At 63.7% G+C, this 17,141-nt stretch carries 12 protein-coding genes; 7 read left to right on the top strand and 5 right to left on the bottom strand.

Annotation, left to right across the window (positions count from 1 at the left end; translation table 11 throughout):
* Positions 1–18: 18 nt before the first annotated feature.
* Positions 19–2,178 (bottom strand): TonB-dependent receptor, encoded by a 2,160-nt coding sequence (locus ACK1VC_RS16835; protein ID WP_060517253.1) that lies wholly within the window; start codon positions 2,176–2,178, stop codon positions 19–21.
* A 260-nt stretch (positions 2,179–2,438) separates the two neighbouring features.
* Positions 2,439–2,909 carry a MarR family winged helix-turn-helix transcriptional regulator gene (locus tag ACK1VC_RS16830; RefSeq protein WP_023049344.1) on the bottom strand — a complete coding sequence of 157 codons (471 nt, stop codon included), beginning with the start codon at positions 2,907–2,909 and terminating at the stop codon, positions 2,439–2,441.
* Positions 2,910–3,108: 199 nt separating this feature from the next.
* Here ACK1VC_RS16830 and ACK1VC_RS16825 point away from each other — a divergent pair, with 199 nt between their 5' ends.
* From ACK1VC_RS16825 to ACK1VC_RS16805, 5 genes are all read left to right on the top strand, one after another.
* On the top strand, positions 3,109–3,939 hold the full coding sequence (locus ACK1VC_RS16825; RefSeq protein ID WP_016487703.1) for a p-hydroxycinnamoyl CoA hydratase/lyase: 831 nt from the start codon (positions 3,109–3,111) through the stop codon (positions 3,937–3,939).
* 72 nt (positions 3,940–4,011) lie between these two features.
* A complete protein-coding gene (locus tag ACK1VC_RS16820; protein WP_016487702.1) occupies positions 4,012–5,460 on the top strand; it encodes an aldehyde dehydrogenase in 1,449 nt (482 codons plus the stop codon).
* Positions 5,461–5,534: 74 nt separating this feature from the next.
* The gene (locus tag ACK1VC_RS16815; protein WP_191086733.1) at positions 5,535–7,418 is read left to right on the top strand and encodes a feruloyl-CoA synthase; all 1,884 of its coding nucleotides are present in this window, start codon (positions 5,535–5,537) and stop codon (positions 7,416–7,418) included.
* Positions 7,415–8,656, top strand: coding sequence for a thiolase family protein (locus tag ACK1VC_RS16810; RefSeq protein WP_070086379.1), 1,242 nt, complete (start codon positions 7,415–7,417; stop codon positions 8,654–8,656). Before ACK1VC_RS16815 ends, ACK1VC_RS16810 begins: the two co-directional genes overlap by 4 nt.
* A gap of 14 nt (positions 8,657–8,670) precedes the next feature.
* Positions 8,671–10,401, top strand: a complete 1,731-nt coding sequence (locus ACK1VC_RS16805) for an acyl-CoA dehydrogenase (RefSeq protein ID WP_191086732.1) — start codon at positions 8,671–8,673, stop codon at positions 10,399–10,401.
* Here the strand turns inward: ACK1VC_RS16805 and ACK1VC_RS16800 are convergent.
* Together ACK1VC_RS16800 and ACK1VC_RS16795 are read right to left on the bottom strand one after the other, a co-directional pair.
* On the bottom strand, positions 10,382–11,407 hold the full coding sequence (locus ACK1VC_RS16800; RefSeq protein ID WP_060517259.1) for a formylglycine-generating enzyme family protein: 1,026 nt from the start codon (positions 11,405–11,407) through the stop codon (positions 10,382–10,384). The genes ACK1VC_RS16805 and ACK1VC_RS16800 overlap by 20 nt on opposite strands.
* A complete protein-coding gene (locus ACK1VC_RS16795) occupies positions 11,404–13,086 on the bottom strand; it encodes an arylsulfatase (protein ID WP_096426238.1) in 1,683 nt (560 codons plus the stop codon). The genes ACK1VC_RS16800 and ACK1VC_RS16795 overlap by 4 nt, the downstream gene beginning before the upstream one ends.
* Before the next feature lie 250 nt (positions 13,087–13,336).
* Here ACK1VC_RS16795 and ACK1VC_RS16790 point away from each other — a divergent pair, with 250 nt between their 5' ends.
* On the top strand, positions 13,337–14,728 hold the full coding sequence (locus tag ACK1VC_RS16790) for an alginate export family protein (RefSeq protein ID WP_191086731.1): 1,392 nt from the start codon (positions 13,337–13,339) through the stop codon (positions 14,726–14,728).
* 33 nt (positions 14,729–14,761) lie between these two features.
* On the top strand, positions 14,762–15,994 hold the full coding sequence (gene mhpT / locus ACK1VC_RS16785; RefSeq protein WP_024717911.1) for a 3-(3-hydroxy-phenyl)propionate transporter MhpT: 1,233 nt from the start codon (positions 14,762–14,764) through the stop codon (positions 15,992–15,994).
* Here mhpT and ACK1VC_RS16780 read toward each other — a convergent pair.
* On the bottom strand, positions 15,991–17,001 hold the full coding sequence (locus ACK1VC_RS16780) for a 5'-nucleotidase (RefSeq protein WP_060517267.1): 1,011 nt from the start codon (positions 16,999–17,001) through the stop codon (positions 15,991–15,993). The two genes, mhpT and ACK1VC_RS16780, sit on opposite strands and share 4 nt — an antisense overlap.
* Between the last annotated feature and the right edge of the window lie 140 nt (positions 17,002–17,141).

The raw sequence follows: 17,141 nt of genomic DNA, 5'->3' as shown, positions 1-17,141 counted from the left end.
AGTCCGTTCAGCGCGGCGCTACAGCTCGTAGCGCACACTCAGCAGCACGGTGCGTGGGTCGTTGACCGAGTAGTAGGCGGTGCGGCTGGCGGCCGAGTAGGCGATGCTTTGCGGGTAGGCGCGGTCGAGCAGGTTCTTGACCGACAGGGTGGTGGTCCAGTGGCCGTCCGCGCTGGCATAGCTGGTGCTGGCATTCCAGAAGCCCTGGGCAGGTACTTCGTAGATGTCGGCGTTCAGCGGGTTGGCGTAGGAGCGGGTCTGGTACTGGTAGTCGGTGTTGGCCACCAGCTCACCCGGCAGGTTGACGGGCAGCGTCCAGTTCAGGCCAAGGCTGGCGTTCCATTGCGGTGCAAAGATCATTTCCTTGCCGTCGGCACTCACGCCTGGGCCACTGGCGTTCTGGAAGTCGTCGTACTGGCTTTTCAGGTAGCCCAGGTTGGCGGTCAGGCGCAGGTCGCGCGCCAGCAGCACGGTGTTTTCCAGTTCCACGCCGTAGGTGTGGGCACTGCCTACATTGGTGCGCAGGTTGGCGCTGATGGCTGGGTCCCAGGCATTGGTCTGCAGGTCGTCGTAGTCGTTATAGAAGAAGGCGATGTTGCTGCGCAGGCGGCCATCGGCAAAGTCGCCCTTGAAGCCCACCTCATAGGTGGTGACGTTTTCCGGCTCAAAGCCCTGCTCGGCAGCGGCGCGGGTTGGCGCGCGGTTGTCGAAGCCGCCGGCCTTGAAGCCCCGGGCCACATAGCCGTACTGCACCAGGTTGTCGCTCCAGGCGTACTCCAGGCCGATCTTGGGGCTGAGTGATGCCCAGGAGTCGCTGGTTTCGGCAGCGAAGTTGGTGCCAGTAATTGCTCTGTCGGTGGTGATGGCGTAGTTGGTGTAATCGAAGTGCTTGTGCTCGTGGGTGAAGCGCAGGCCGGTAGTCAGCGACAGGCGTGGGGTGAGCTTGTAATTGCTCTGCCCGTACAGCGCGTAGCTTTCGGTATCGGTGGTGCTGTATTGGCCGCTGGCATTGACCCGGTTTTGCGCCACCGAAAAGGTCAGGCTGTCGCGCTCGGCGCGGAAGCGCTCCTTGTACAGGTACACGCCGAGGGTGTAGCTGAACCTGTCGTATTCGCCGTTGAGCTGGAATTCCTGGGTGGCGTAGCGCTGCTTGTAGGTGATCAGGTTGTTCTGGATCGGTGACGCGGTGCCGCTGTTGGCCTGGCCGGAGTTGTCGTAGTCCACCGGCTGGTCGAATTCCGACCACGCCGTGACCGACTTGAAATTCAGGTGGTCATCGATGCTGTAGATCGCGCGCAGCACCGCGCTGCCCTGATCCAGCTGGTTCTTGGGGTCGAGGCTGCTGTAGGTCTTGAATTTGTCGAAATGGCCGTTGGCCGGGTTGAAGGGCGTATAGCTGGTGGTATCGCCACGGTCGAAGGTGCCGGCCAGGGTCAGTTGCACGTCCCAGGGCGAATCCTGCGGGGCCAGGCGCAGCTTGCCGCGGTAGGACTGGATGTCGATGTTGTTGACATCCTTGTCACGGGTGCGGTTGTACACGGTGCCGTCGCGGGTCAGGCGGATCGCTGAAAAGCTGCCGAACAGGGTGTTGTCCACCAATGGCCCGCTGACAAGCAGGCGCCCGTTCTGTGCATTGAAGTTGCCGGCACCCAGCTCGACGAAGGCGCGGGCCTGCTGGGTCGGGTCGCGGGTGATTACCCGTATCGCGCCGGCTGCACTGTTGCGCCCGTACAGGGTGCCTTGTGGGCCGCGCAGCACCTCAACGCGCTCCACGTCGTTGAAGTCCAGCATCGAAGAAATCGCCCGCGGGATGTACAGGTCGTCGGCGTAGACCGCAACAGCCGCTTCCTGGATCGGGTCGGTCTCGCCAATGCCGCGTATGCCGTAGGTTTGTGCGCTGTAGGAAATGGATTGGCGGTTAAGCGTCAGGTTGGGCACCCGGCCAGACAGGTCGCGGATGTTGTTGATCTGCGCGTCCTGCAGGGTGCGCTCGTCGAAGGCGCTGATCGCCAGCGGGGTTTTCTGCAGGTTTTCTTCCCGGTGCTCCGCCGTGACGGTGACGGTTGGCAGCTTGTCGCCAGGCTTTTCGACAGGCTCGGCGAAGGCTGTGGGCGTGAACAGGGCGAACGCAACGGCGGCGGACAGGTGATGGCGAACAGGGTAGGGCAAGGGCTTCATGCTGCAGCTTCCAGATAACCAGCATCGAATGGGATTTCGGATACCTGGATACCGGAGCCGGGTGAGGTGACCTGAGGCTGAAGGAGGTATTAGGTTCCTTTGCCTCCGCCAGTCAGGGGTCGGTCTGGTGAGAACATATCTCTATGAAAAACGCTTTTGAAATACTTTTTCAACCTAAGCTAATATTCTCAAAAATGATTAAATCAAATTTGTAAAATCGAAAAAGTGCATTTTTTGTGATGCCTGGGCGGGTGTTCTCCTTACGCCTGGTAGATCTTCGTCAGCAACCGCAACAACTGCCCGCGTTCCTCATCATCCAGCGCCGAGGTCGCCTCGCGGTCGCTGTCATGGGCAATTTGCTTCAGTTCCTTCAACAGCGCTTCACCCGCTTTGCTCAGAAAAATCCCGTAAGAGCGCTTGTCGGGCTTGCACCGCACGCGCACGGCCAGGGCTCGTTCCTCCAGCTTGTTCAGCAGGGGCACCACCTGCGGTGGCTCGATCGCCAGCGACCGCGCCAGGTCCGCCTGCATCAACCCAGGGTTCTGCTCGATCACCGCCAGCGCCGAGAACTGCGCCGGGCGCAGGTCGTGTGCCGAGAGCCGGCCAATAAGGTTCTGAAACAGCTTCAATTGGGCGCGGCGCAGGGCGTAACCGATCAAGTCTTCAAGCACTCCATCCGCAGCTGCAGCGGGCATGGAAGCGGTTTCGGTAGTGCGGGCAGACCTTGCCATGGGGGTACAGGCTCCTGGCTCATGGATAAGAAAGTTACCCAGTCTGCCTGCCTTGGCGTAATCCGGCTAGAGGAGTGTCTGGGAAATCACCGTCCAACAGGCAGTGCAGGAAAGATAATTTTCATAATAGTTAATTGACATAACTAATTAGCTCGCTTAGCTTGGTGTTCACCACCTCGAACAACAAGAGTGCAGAACCATGAGCAAATACGAAGGCCGCTGGGCTACCGTGAAGGTCGAACTGGAGTCGGGCATTGCCTGGGTCACCCTCAACCGCCCGGAAAAGCGCAATGCCATGAGCCCCACGCTGAACCGGGAAATGGTCGACGTGCTGGAAACCCTGGAGCAGGACAGCGACGCCGGGGTGCTGGTGCTGACTGGGGCAGGTGAGTCGTGGACCGCAGGCATGGACCTGAAGGAATACTTCCGTGAAGTGGACGCCGGCCCGGAAATCCTCCAGGAAAAAATCCGCCGCGAAGCCTCGCAATGGCAATGGAAGCTGTTGCGCATGTACGCCAAGCCGACTATCGCCATGGTCAACGGCTGGTGCTTTGGCGGCGGCTTCAGCCCGCTGGTGGCCTGCGACCTGGCCATCTGTGCCGACGAGGCCACCTTTGGCCTGTCGGAAATCAACTGGGGCATCCCGCCGGGCAACCTGGTCAGCAAAGCCATGGCCGATACCGTTGGCCACCGTCAGTCGCTGTACTACATCATGACCGGCAAGACGTTCGGCGGGCCTAAAGCCGCCGAGATGGGGCTGGTTAACGAAAGCGTGCCGCTGGCGCAATTGCGCGACGTCACCCGCGAACTGGCGCTCAACCTGCTGGAAAAGAACCCGGTGGTGCTGCGTGCGGCCAAGCACGGCTTCAAGCGCTGCCGCGAACTGACCTGGGAGCAGAACGAAGACTACCTGTACGCCAAGCTCGACCAGTCCCGCCTGCTGGACACCGAAGGCGGGCGCGAGCAGGGCATGAAGCAGTTCCTGGACGACAAGAGCATCAAGCCAGGCCTGCAGGCCTACAAGCGCTGAGTTCAAGCGGGCTGGGCCATTACCGGTCACAGCCTGCAGATATTCCCGACAAGTACAAAAAGAGGAATAAGCATGTTGCAGGTGCCTTTGCTGATCGGCGGGCGGGCGTGCCCCGCCAGTGACGGACGTACTTTCGAACGCTGCAATCCGGTCACCGGCGAAGGGGTGTCGCAAGCCGCCGCCGCCACGCTGGCCGATGCTGATGCGGCGGTAGCCGCTGCCAGTGCTGCGTTCCCGGCCTGGGCCGCCTTGGCGCCCGGCGAGCGCCGCAGCCGGTTGTTGGCCGGTGCAGACTTGCTGCAGGCGCGGGCAAACGAGTTCATCGCGCTGGCGGGTGAAACCGGGGCCATGGCCAACTGGTATGGCTTCAACGTGAAACTGGCCGCCAACATGCTGCGCGAAGCTGCAGCCATGACCACGCAGATAACCGGCGAAGTCATCCCATCGGATGTACCCGGCAGTTTCGCCATGGCCTTGCGCGCACCCTGTGGCGTGGTGCTGGGCATCGCGCCCTGGAACGCGCCGGTCATACTTGCCACCCGGGCCATCGCCATGCCGCTGGCGTGCGGCAACACGGTGGTGCTCAAGGCATCGGAGCTGAGCCCGGCAGTGCATCGGCTGATCGGCCAGGTGTTGCACGATGCAGGCCTGGGTGATGGCGTTGTCAACGTGATCAGCAATGCCCCGCAAGACGCCCCGGCCATCGTCGAACGGCTGATCGCCAACCCGGCCGTGCGCCGCGTGAATTTTACCGGTTCTACCCACGTCGGGCGCATTGTCGGTGAGCTGGCCGCTCGGCACCTCAAGCCAGCCTTGCTGGAGCTGGGCGGCAAAGCCCCGTTGCTGGTACTGGACGACGCCGACCTGGACGCCACAGTCGAAGCCGCGGCGTTTGGTGCCTACTTCAACCAAGGGCAGATCTGCATGTCCACGGAGCGGCTGGTGGTGGACAGTCGCATCGCCGATGCCTTCGTCGAGAAGCTGGCGGCGAAGGTGACCGGGCTGCGCGCCGGCGACCCGCAGGCCAGTACGTCAGTGCTCGGCTCACTGGTCAGCGGTGCGGCTGGTGAGCGCATCAAGGCCTTGATCGACGATGCCGTGGCCAAGGGCGCACGCCTGGTATGCGGCGGCCAGCTGCAGGGCAGCATCCTGCAGCCGACCCTGCTCGATCACGTCGACAACAGCATGCGCCTGTACCGCGAGGAGTCCTTCGGGCCGGTGGCGGTGGTGTTGCGCGGTGAGGGTGACGAGGCCCTGCTGAAGCTGGCCAACGACTCCGAGTTCGGCCTGTCGTCAGCCATCTTCAGCCGCGACACCAGCCGTGCGCTGGCCTTGGCCCAGCGGGTGGAGTCGGGCATTTGCCACATCAATGGCCCGACCGTGCACGACGAGGCGCAGATGCCGTTTGGCGGGGTCAAGTCGAGTGGCTACGGCAGCTTCGGCAGCCGCACGGCCATCGACCAGTTCACCCAGCTGCGCTGGGTCACCCTGCAGCATGGCCCGCGGCATTATCCCATCTGAGCAACACGCGATTGGCCGCCACCGGCAGCGCCGGGCGGCGGCAGGATGTACAACAAGAACAAGGAGCAACCTGCGTGAATACCGAAGCCCGCTTACGGTCGTCCGACCCTGGCCAATGCACGCCCTACCGGCAGGTGTCCATCGGGCACCCTCAGGTGCAGGTCAGTGAAGCCGACGGCATCCTGCGCATGCAGCCGGTCGAGCCGCTGGCGCCGCTGCCTGCGCGCTTGCTCGACCGGCTGCTGCACTGGGCGCAGATGCGCCACGATACAGTTTTTATTGCCGCGCGTGAGCCTGACGGCGCCTGGCGCGAGATCACCTATGCGCAAATGCTCAGCCAGGTGCGCACCATCGCCACCCACCTGCTGGGCTTTGGCCTGAGCGCCGAGCGGCCGTTGGCGCTGTTTTCCGGCAATGACATCGAGCATCTGCAGATTGCGCTGGGCGCCATGTATGCCGGCATCCCGTATTGCCCGGTGTCGCCGGCCTATGCGCTGCTGTCGCAGGACTTTGCCAAGCTGCGGCATGTGTGCCAGGTGTTGACCCCCGGCCTGGTGTTCACCACCGATACTCAGCCGTTTTTGCGCGCCTTCGATGCCGTGCTTGATGCGTCGGTACCCGTGGTCAGCATGCGCGGCGAAGCGCCGGGGCGTGGGCACTTGAGCTTCGACAGCCTGCTGCAACCGTGCGACACCGCTGCTGGCGATGCAGCGTTTGCCGCCACCGGGCCCGACACCATCGCCAAGTTCCTCTTCACGTCGGGCTCCACCAAACTGCCCAAGGCAGTGATCACCACCCAGCGCATGCTCTGCGCCAATCAGCAGATGTTGCTGCAGACCTTTCCGGTGTTTGCTGAAGAGCCGCCGGTGCTGGTGGACTGGCTACCCTGGAACCACACCTTTGGCGGCAGCCACAACCTTGGCATCGTACTGTACAACGGTGGCAGTTTTTACCTGGACGCGGGCAAACCCACCCCGCAAGGCTTCGGCGAAACCTTGCGCAACCTGCGCGAAATCTCGCCAACAGCCTACCTGACCGTACCCAAGGGCTGGGAAGAGCTGGCCAAGGCACTGGAACAGGACGCCCAGTTGCGTGACGTGTTCTTCGCCCGCATCAAGCTGTTCTTCTTCGCCGCCGCGGGCCTGTCGCAAAGCGTATGGGACCGCCTGGACCGCATCGCCGAGCAGCACTGTGGCGAGCGCATCCGCATGATGGCTGGCCTGGGCATGACCGAAGCGGCGCCGTCCTGCACCTTCACCACCGGGCCGTTATCGATGGCCGGTTATGTGGGGCTGCCGGCGCCGGGTTGCGAAGTGAAGCTGGTACCCCAGGCCGACAAGCTGGAGGCGCGCTTCCGTGGCCCGCACATCATGCCGGGGTACTGGCGTTCGCCGCAGCAAACCGCCGAAGCCTTTGACGAGGAGGGCTTCTACTGCTCTGGCGATGCGCTGAAACTGGCCGACCTGCAGCAGCCCGAGCAGGGGCTGATGTTCGATGGCCGTATCGCCGAGGACTTCAAGTTATCGTCCGGGGTATTCGTCAGTGTCGGCCCGCTGCGTAACCGAGCGGTACTGGAAGGCTCGCCCTATGTGCAGGACATCGTGGTAACCGCGCCGGACCGCGAGTGCCTGGGGTTGCTGGTGTTCCCGCGTTTGCCCGAGTGCCGGGCACTTGCTGGCCTGGCGGCCGATGCCAGTGATGCCGAGGTGCTGGGCTGCGAAACGGTACGCCACTGGTTTGCCGCGTGGCTGGCGCGCCTGAACCGTGACGCCCAGGGCAACGCCAGCCGCATCGAGTGGCTGGCGCTGCTCGAAGAGCCGCCGTCGATCGACGCGGGCGAAATCACCGACAAGGGTTCGATCAACCAGCGTGCGGTGCTGCAGCGGCGGGCCGTGCAGGTAGATGCGTTGTACCGCGGTGAAGGCCCGACCCAGCTGCACGCACAGGGTCGGTCATGAGCAGTGCCGGCCTGTGTACAGCGTTCGATGACGCAGCCATTGTGGGCATGGTGCGTACCCCCTGGGTAGACCTGGGCGGCGCACTGTCCGCTGTGTCGCCCATCGACCTGGGGATCAAGGCCGGGCGTGCGGTGCTGGCTCGGGCAGGTATTGCCCCGCAGGCGGTGGACAGCGTGCTCGCCGGCAGCATGGCCCAGGCCAGTTTCGATGCCTACTTCCTGCCGCGCCATGTGGGCTTGTACTGCGGCGTGCCTCAGGCCGTCCCGGCGCTGGCGGTGCAACGTATCTGCGGCACCGGCCTTGAACTGTTGCGCCAGGCCGGCGAGCAGCTGCGCAGTGGCGCCCAGCAGGTGCTGTGCGTGGGCGCCGAGTCGATGTCGCGCAACCCGGTTGCGGCCTACGAACATCGAAACGGTTTTCGGCTGGGTGCGCCGGTCGGCTTCAAGGACTTCCTCTGGGAAGCGCTGTACGACCCCGCTGCCGGGGTGGATATGATCGGTACTGCTGACAACCTGGCGCGTGAGTACGGCTTGCACCGTGAATGCGTGGATGCCTGGGCCTTGCGCAGCCACCAGCGCGCCTTGCGCGCCCAGCAGCAGGGCTGGTTCGATGAGGAGATCGTCGGTGTCACGGCTGAGGCATTCGATATTGAAGGCTGCTTGCCACGCGGGATCGAGCTGCCCCGTGGGGTAAGCGAAATCAGCCGGGACAGCCACCCACGCACGACGGATGCTGCAGCGTTGGCCCGGCTGCGTGCGGTGCACCGTGACGGCGTACAAACGGCGGGCAACAGTTGTGCAGTAGTCGATGGCGCTGCCGCAGCTGTGGTGGCGCGCTACTCAGCCTGTACCCGGCTGCCGTTGGCGCGCTTGCTGATGGCCACGGCGGTTGGTGTGTCGCCGCACACCATGGGCATCGGGCCTGCCCCAGCCATCGCGCTGCTGCTGGAACGCAGCGGCCTGCGCCTGGCGCAGATCGACCGTTTCGAAATCAACGAGGCCCAGGCTGCCCAGGTGCTGGCCGTGGCCCGGGCGCTGCAGCTCGATGTGGAAAAGCTCAACGTTCATGGTGGTGCCATCGCCCTGGGCCACCCTTTGGCCGCCACCGGCCTGCGGCTGGTGCACACCCTGGCTCGGCAACTGCGCCGGGACGGCCTGCGCTACGGGATCGCAGCCGCCTGCATCGGTGGCGGCCAAGGCATGGCGCTGCTGATCGAAAACCCCCAATTCACGGCTTGAACGCGAGGTAGCCCATGCCCTGGAAGGCGCCATTGGCGGACATGCAATTCGTGCTGCAACACTGGCTGCGGGCCGAGCAGGGCTGGCAGGCAATGCCTCCCTATGCAGATATCGATCTCGACCTGGCCACTCAGGTGCTGGAAGAGGCCGCCCGCTTCAGTGAACAGGTGCTGGCCCCGCTGAATGCACCGGGCGATCGCCAAGGCTGCCGCCTGGACGACGGTGATGTACGCACGCCGGAGGGTTTTGCGGCGGCCTATCGAGCCTATGTCGAGGGTGGTTGGCCGGCGCTGGCCTGTGCCCCGGAACTCGGCGGGCAAGGGCTGCCCCAGGTGCTGGATGCTGCCTTGCAGGAGATGCTGTTCGCCAGCAATCACGCCTGGGCCATGTACACCGGCATCGCCCATGGCGCCTACCTGTGCCTGAAAACCCATGCGTCTGACGAACTGCAGGCGCGCTATCTGCCGGGCATCGTCAGCGGCGAGACCTTGCCGACCATGTGCCTGACCGAGCCTCAGGCCGGCAGTGACCTCGGCTTGCTACGTTGTCGCGCTGAACCCATGGGCGACGGCCGCTACGCCGTCACCGGCAACAAGTTGTTCATTTCTGGCGGCGACCACGACCTGACACACGACATCGTGCATCTGGTGCTGGCGCGGCTAACGGATGCGCCAGCGGGCAGCCGTGGTTTGTCGCTGCTGCTGGTGCCGAAATGGCTGGACGATGGCCAGCGCAATGCCGTGTACTGCGATGGCCTTGAGCACAAGCTGGGCATTCGCGGCAGCGCCACCTGCGCGCTGCGTTTCGAAGGGGCCAGCGGCTGGCTGGTGGGGCAGGCGCACGGTGGCCTGGCCGCCATGTTCGTGATGATGAACTCGGCCAGGCTGCATGTCGGCCTGCAGGGGCTGGCGCATGCCCAGGCGGCTTGGCAGTACGCCAGCGCGTACGCCTGGGAGCGCCGGCAGATGAATGCACCGGGGCAGGCCAAGGGCGCTGCCGACCCCATTCACCTGCACCCTGCCATGCGCCGCATCTTGCTGGAGCTGCGTGTGCGCACCGAAGGCATGCGGGCCCTGGGCTACTGGGCAGCGCACTGGCTGGATATTGCCGATGCATCAGCTGACCTCGCACAACGGGCGAAGGCCTCGAAGCTGGCAGCGCTGTTGACGCCCATCATCAAGGCCGTGTTCACCGACCTCGGTTTCAACCTGGCCAGCAAGGCGCTGCAGGTGTTCGGCGGCTATGGCTACACCTGCGAGTTCGCCATCGAGCAAACGCTGCGCGACAGCCGCATTGCGATGATCTACGAAGGCACCAATGAAGTGCAGGCCAACGACTTGCTGCTGCGAAAGGTGCTGGGGGATGGGGGCGAAGGCTTTGCGCTGCTGCTGGTCGAGCTGCGGCAGGAAACGGGTGCGGGCGAGGAGGGCGATGCGTTGCGCAGGGTTTGCGACACGCTGGAAATGGTGCTTGCCAAGGTGCAGCTCAGCGCAGCAGACGACCCCGAGTACCCGTACCGGGCCGCGGGCGACTTTCTGCAACTTTGCGGTACAGCCTTGCAGGCCTATGCCTGGGCCCGCACGTGCCGCTGCATCCAGGCGCTGCCTGTCGACGCGCCGCAGCGCCTGGAAAAGCAGGAAAGTGCCCGTTACTTCTTCGACTACCTGTTGCCCGATTTCGACCGGCAGGTGGCGGCCATCGACGCGGCCGCAGCACCTTTGCCGTTTATTCACCAACCGTTCTGAACCCTACGTGTGAGGTCGCCATGAACACCGGCTGCGGTTGCCGCGCCGAGGGCCGGTAGCGCATGCACCGGTCTGCCGAGCACAGGTGCGAACCGCCCTTGATCACGGCCACTTTCACCCCAGGTTCGGCGGGGTCGAAGCTTTGGTCCAGGGTGGGTCCTGGCGGGTCGAGGGCGGCGTCACGCTGTGGGTCGTGGCCAGGACGATAGCCCGTTCGGGTCAGTTCCCACACATTGCCCCCGGCATCGAACAGGCCAAAGCGGTTGGCCGGAAAGCAGCCCACCGGTGAAGTACCGGTGAAGCCGTCGGCTGCCGCGTTGTGATATGGAAACTGGCCCTGCCAGGTATTGGCCATGATCCGGCCTTTGGGCAGTTCCGTTTTGCCCCAGCTGAAGTCGGCATCCTGCAAGCCTCCGCGCATGGCGTATTCCAGCTGGGCCTCGGTGGGAAGCGTGCGCCCGGCCCAGTGGGCATACGCCTGGGCATCTTCAAGCGCCACCTGCACCACCGGGTGGTTTTCCAGCCCCGCCAAGCTGCTGCCCGGGCCTTGCGGGTGACGCCAGCTCGCCCCAGGGATGAATTGCCAGCCAGGGCTGAGCACGTCCGGCCCTTGCTGGAATACCATCGCGCCAGGCACCCGCAGGTGCTCGGGCAGGGTGGGGTCGTCCTTGAAGCTGATGCCCCGCTCGGCATGGGTGAGGTAACCGGTAGCGGCTACGAAGCGTTCAAACTGGGCGTTGGTGACCGGATGCACATCGATCCAGAAATCCGCCACGCTAGCCGTATGGGGCGGGCCTTCTTCGTCGTAGAAGCGGTCCGAGCCAAAGCTGAACGTGCCGCCTGGCACGCGCACCAGGCCGTCACGCCAGGCGCCCTGGCGTGCTGCGGGCAGGCCACTGTAGCCGTTGCACAGCAGCACCGGCGCCGGGGCTTCTGGCCAGGCGCTGTAGCCCACGGCGAGCAGGCCGGCGGCGACCAGTGCGCAGCCGGCTACTCGGGCAATCATGGCTTGCTGGCCACGGTCGGGGTGGCCGGTTTGGCGGGGCTTGCGGGGTGGCCATCGGCGTCGATAGCGATATTGCTGCGCTGCGCATACGCTTTCCAGTCGCGCAGCATGCTGGCGACCTGCTCGGGGTGATCGGCAGCGATGTCGTGGTGCTCACCGGGGTCTTTGCCCAGGTCGTACAGGTGCCAGGCCGGCTTGCCATCGGTGGCATCCCACAGCAGTTTCATCGGGCCTTTGCGCAACGAGGCGCTGCCGTTGATTTCCCAGCCCAGGGCTTCGTCCTCGGCATGTATTCGCGTGTCCTGGCCCTGCAGGTAGGCCAACGCCGAGGTGCCTTGCGGCGGCACGATATCGCGTTCCCGGTATTTGATGCCGGGCATGGGGGCACCCGCCAGTTGCAGCAGGGTGGGCATGATGTCTCTGACGCTGGCCAGTTCTTCGCTGCGCCCAGGCTTGATCGTTGCCGGGTAATAGACAAAGGCGGGCACGCGGATGCCGCCTTGGTAGGTCGTCATCTTGTAGCGACGGCTGGGCAGGGCGCTGACCTGGGCCCAGGCCGGGCCGATCATCAGGAACGAGGCAGGTTTGCCGTAGTTGTCCAGGTTGTTGTCAAAATGCTGCTTGATCCAGTTCGGGTCGACGCGGGTAGCGTTTTCCGGCCCGTTGTCGGACATGAACAGGATCAGCGTGTTATCCAGCTCGCCGGCCTTGCGCAGGTGATCTACCAGCCGACCGACTTCGGCATCCAGTGCGGCGACCATGGCTGCGTACACCTCCATGGTGCGCGCTGACTGGCGTTGCTGCTCAACGGTCAGTGATGCCCAGCTCGGCACGCCCTCCAGTTGCGCTTGGCGCGGGAAGTCCGCCGGCACCAGCCCGGCTTTGCGCTGGCGCTCCAGGCGTGCGTGGGCAATGGCCTCGTAACCCTGATCGTAGCGGCCGCGGTACTGCGCCAGGTATTTGTCTGGCGCCTGCAAGGGCCAGTGTGGCGCGGTGTAGGCGGCGAAGGCGAAGAAGGGTTTTTGGCTGGCCTTGCCTTCGTCGATGGCGGAAATCAGGCGGTCAGTGAACCAGGTGCTTGAGTAGAAGTCGTCGGGCAGTTCGATGGGTTTGCCGTTGTGCTGGAACGTTGCGCTGTAGTTCGACTGCAAGTCCATGTTGGCTTGCTTGAAGTGCGCAGCGCCCCCTTCCAGCAGCACGTAGGCCTGGTCGAAACCGCGATTTTGCGGCTGCTGAGCGGGCTGCATGCCCAGGTGCCATTTGCCAGATATGTAGGTGCGGTACCCGGCATCGTGCAGCAGTTCGGCCAAGGTGGCGACGTTGGCCCCGAGCACGCCTTCGTAGCCTGCGCGCACTTCGGAACCCGAGGGCAGCCGTTTGCGTGCTTCGGCCATCATGCCCAGCCCGGCAATGTGCGGGTCGTTGCCCGACATCAGCATTGCGCGGGTGGGGGAGCAACTGGGCGCGGCATGAAAGTCCAGCATCAGGCGGCCGTCGGCCAGTAGCTGGTCCAGATGCGGGGTCTGGATTTCGCTTCCAAGCGCAGACAAGTCGGAAAAGCCGAGGTCATCGGCAACAATAAGCAGAATGTTTGGTTGCTTAACGGTTGGCGCAGCCAGGCTTTGGCTTGCGCCAAGCATCAGCAGGCCGAGGGCAGCAAGGGGTTTGAGGCAGTTCATGTAGGTGCTCTTGTTGTTTTAATGAGTGTTTAGACGCGTATGACCGCGTAGCAGACAGCGCGCAAGGCCAATAGTAGCCATCAATGGCGCCATATCGCAGCACCTGCGTGCATAAGCGTTCGATCAGCGAACGCTCAATGCCGCCTGCCTCTTGCGGGCAGTCGATTGGCTATTGACGGCAAGATGATTAACAAAAATAATCGTTAACAGAGTTATCCAATTTTATAAAAACAAGTAAAGGGAAATTCTGATGACGAGGTCGTTGAACCGGGCGTTGGTGCCCGTTGTGCTGCTTTCGCTGTGCCAGTGCGTGCAAGCGGCCAGTCCGCTTGAAGACAGCCGGCCAGGCAGGCCTGGCGCCCCGCGCTGGGTCGAGGACTACCGTTTTCTGGATGACCCCGCCAAGGCCGGCGACCCGTTCGATGGGCTGCGCTACCATCGTTTGTCCGAGTCGGCCTGGCTGCAACTGGGGGCTGAGGCGCGTTATCGCGCCGACGTACTGAACAAGCCCTTCTTCGGCTTGCGTGGCCTGAACGACGATTCCTATTTGTTGCAGCGCTTGCAAGCGCATGCTGACCTGCACCTGTTTGATGACGCCCTGCGCACCTTCGTGCAGGTCGAGAACACCCGTGCATTCGGCAAAGACCTGTACTCACCTAATGACGAAGGCCGAAATGAAATCCGCCAGGCATTCATCGACTTCAATCACGATTTTGCTGCGGGGCGCTATACGACGCGGGTCGGGCGCCAGGAGATGGCCTTCGGCGACCAGGTGTTCGTCACTTACCGTGATGTGCCCAACCTGCGCTTGAGCTTCGATGGCGTGCGTGCCAGCCTCAACCTCAAGGACGGGCGCAAGCTCGATGCCTTTGCCGTCAGGCCGTTGAAAACAGGTGAAGACAGCTGGGACGATGGCAGTAACAACGCGGTGAAGTTTTACGGTCTGTACGGCACCCTGCCGCTGACGGCCGTATGGAACATGGATTTGTTCGCGTTCGGCCTGCAAACCGATGACCGCAGCCTGGCCGGCGAGGCTGGGGACGAACAGCGCTACACCTACGGCACGCGCCTGTTTGGCCGCTATCAGGCCTTGGACTGGAGCTGGAACCTGGCCGGGCAGGGCGGCCACCTGGGCGGCGCCTCGATCCGTGCCTGGGCAGTGTCGAGCGACAGTGGTTACACCTTCGACCACCCCTGGCAGCCGCGCCTGGGCATGCGTGCCGACGCCGCCAGCGGTGATAGCGACCCAGGCGACGGCAAGGTCGGCACCTTCGACCCGCTGTTCCCGCGAAACGGCGTTTACGGTGAGGCCAGCCTGACCACCTTGAGCAACGTGATCGTGGTCGGGCCTACGTTCGGCTTCTCGCCCTGGCGCACGGTGCGCTTCGAACAAGGCGTGCTCGAAGTCTGGAAGCAGCGCGAAGAGGATGGCGTGTACATGCCTGGCATGAGCATGCTGGCCAACACCCGCGGCACCGGCCGGCATGTGGGCACCATCTACCGCGCCAACACCCGATGGCTGGCGACGCCCAACCTCACGCTGGATCTCGACATGAAGTACTACGACGTAGGTTCCGCCATCAAGGAAGCCGGTGGCGAAGACTCGTCGTTCGTTTCCTTGCGTGCCACGTTCAGGCTTTGACTTCCCGACCCATAACAACAAAAGGGGCCATACATGAGTGATTCATCCTCATCTTCAAGCAAGCCGGTGCTTACCATCGGCCTGTGTTTTCTGGTGGCGCTGCTGGAAGGGCTGGACCTTCAGGCCACCGGGGTTGCTGCACCGCACATGGCCAAGGCATTCGCGCTGACGCCCGCCATGCTTGGCTGGGTATTCAGTGCCGGGCTGCTGGGGCTGTTGCCGGGGGCGTTCATTGGCGGCTGGCTGGCCGACCGCCTGGGCCGCAAGGCAATCCTGATCGTGGCGGTGCTGCTGTTCGGCGGCTTCTCGCTGGGTACCGCCCACGCTGATACATACACCTCGTTGCTGATCGCGCGCCTGATGACCGGGTTGGGATTGGGGGCAGCCTTGCCGATCCTGATTGCCCTGGCCAGCGAGGCCGCGCCGCAGCGCCTGCGCAGCACGGCGGTGAGCGTCACCTATTGCGGCGTGCCCTTGGGAGGGGCGATCGCGTCGGTCATCGGCATGGCCGGCCTGGGCGAGGACTGGAGGGCGGTGTTCTACGTGGGCGGTATCGCCCCCATTGCGATTGCCTTTGTGCTGATGGTGTGGCTGAAGGAGTCCCAGGCGTTCCGTGCCCAGCCTGCTGCCAGCACCGGCGGCAACGGCATGCTGGCCCAGCTGTTCGGCCCGGGGCAGGTAAGCCGTACCCTGTTGCTGTGGGTGGCGTGCTTTTTCACGCTAACCGTGCTGTACATGCTGCTCAACTGGTTGCCGTCGTTACTGATCGGGCAGGGCTACAGCCGTCCTCAGGCAGGTGCGGTGCAGATACTGTTCAACCTAGGGGGCGCAGCAGGCTCGTTCCTCACCGGGCGAATGATGGACCGAGGCTTGGCGGGGCGGGCCGTTTTCATTGCGTATGCTGGCATGCTCGCTTCGTTGGCAGGCCTTGGGTTGTCGACCAGCTTCGGCCTGATGCTGCTGGCAGGATTTACCGCAGGCTATTGCGCCATCGGTGGCCAGCTGGTGCTGTATGCACTTGCGCCGACGTTGTATTCGACCCACGTGCGTGCGACCGGCGTGGGGGCTTCGGTGGCTGTAGGGCGCCTGGGGTCGATGGCCGGGCCATTGGCTGCAGGGCAGATTTTGGCGGCCGGGGCCGGTGTAGGTGGTCTGCTGCTGGCAGCGTCACCTGGCCTTGTAGTAGCGGCATTGGCGGCGCGTGCGTTGCTGGGGCAGCGTAGCCGCCCGGCCGTCAATACCCCTGTCGAGGAAGTTGCTCGCTAGACAGGCTGGATGGCACCGGCAACGCCGGTGTCGTCCTGCTCCTGCACAGGCGTGTCGAGCGGGGAGCGCGTCGTTGAACGCTCCCTGTTCGCCACCCCGAACGGCACATGCACCATCGGCAAATCACCTGCCGGCGACTGCAGGTGACTGCGCTGGTCGTCAAAGAAGACATGCGGCTTGAGAATCGACAGCACCCTGGGTTTCTCCATCCCGCCGAGAAAGAAGCACTCATCCGGCGACACCCCCCAATCCTTCAACGTCGTCACCACCCGCTCATGTGAGGGCGCATTGCGCGCTGTCACAATGGCAATCCGCAAGATCCGCTTGTACGCCGGGTCCTCGGCCAGCTTGCGGTCCTCCAGCATGCGTATCAGCGACAGCTTGCGGTACAAGTCCGCCAACGGCCCGGGCGAATGTGGAATGCCCTTGTGCACGCGCTCGTGCTCTTGAAAATCGTCCAGGTTGTCGTTGCGCTTGTACACGCTTTCCGCCTCGTCGTCGGCAATCACACCATCGAAGTCGAAGGCCACCCGCAATTCAGTGTCGATCTCGTCATCGTAGATGCGCGTCGGCAGCACCCGCCCGGCCGGGTAGTTGGCATCGATGGCTTTCTGCACGTCTTCCTCGTTGGCACTGAGAAACAGCGAGGCATTGAATGCCGGGATGTACTCGTAGGGCGAGCGACCCGACATGAACGCTGCGCGAGTGATGTCCAGCTGATAGTGGTTGATCGATCGAAACACCCGCAGGCCGGTTTCCGGGGAGTTGCGCGAAAGCAGCACCACTTCTACCGGCAGTTGAGCGGGAAAGGCCTGGTTGATGCTCAGGAAGCGGCGGATGAACGGGAACGCCACGCCTTTGGGGAATGGCTCGTCCAGGTTCTGCTGCTGGTGATGGCGGTACGCCTCGACCCCCTGGGTCTTGTAGATGTCGTCCGAGACGGTGAGGTCGAACAGCGCACTCGAGGCAACGCCAATGACCAGTTTCTGTTCGATGGGGTAGGGCATTGAGCAACTCCTGAACCTGTGCTGAAGGGAAGTGTACGCCTGCGCAGCGACGAAAGCCCCCAGGCCTGCGGTGCCCTCGTTACCCGATCAACTGCTCAATTCTCTCGTTGGCCGGTGGATTCAGTGATGCCAATTTGATA

This window comes from Pseudomonas sp. XP2, from assembly GCF_053557975.1.
The sequence above is the reverse complement of the archived record's forward strand: the minus strand, read 5'-3'. Positions and strand labels throughout refer to the sequence as shown.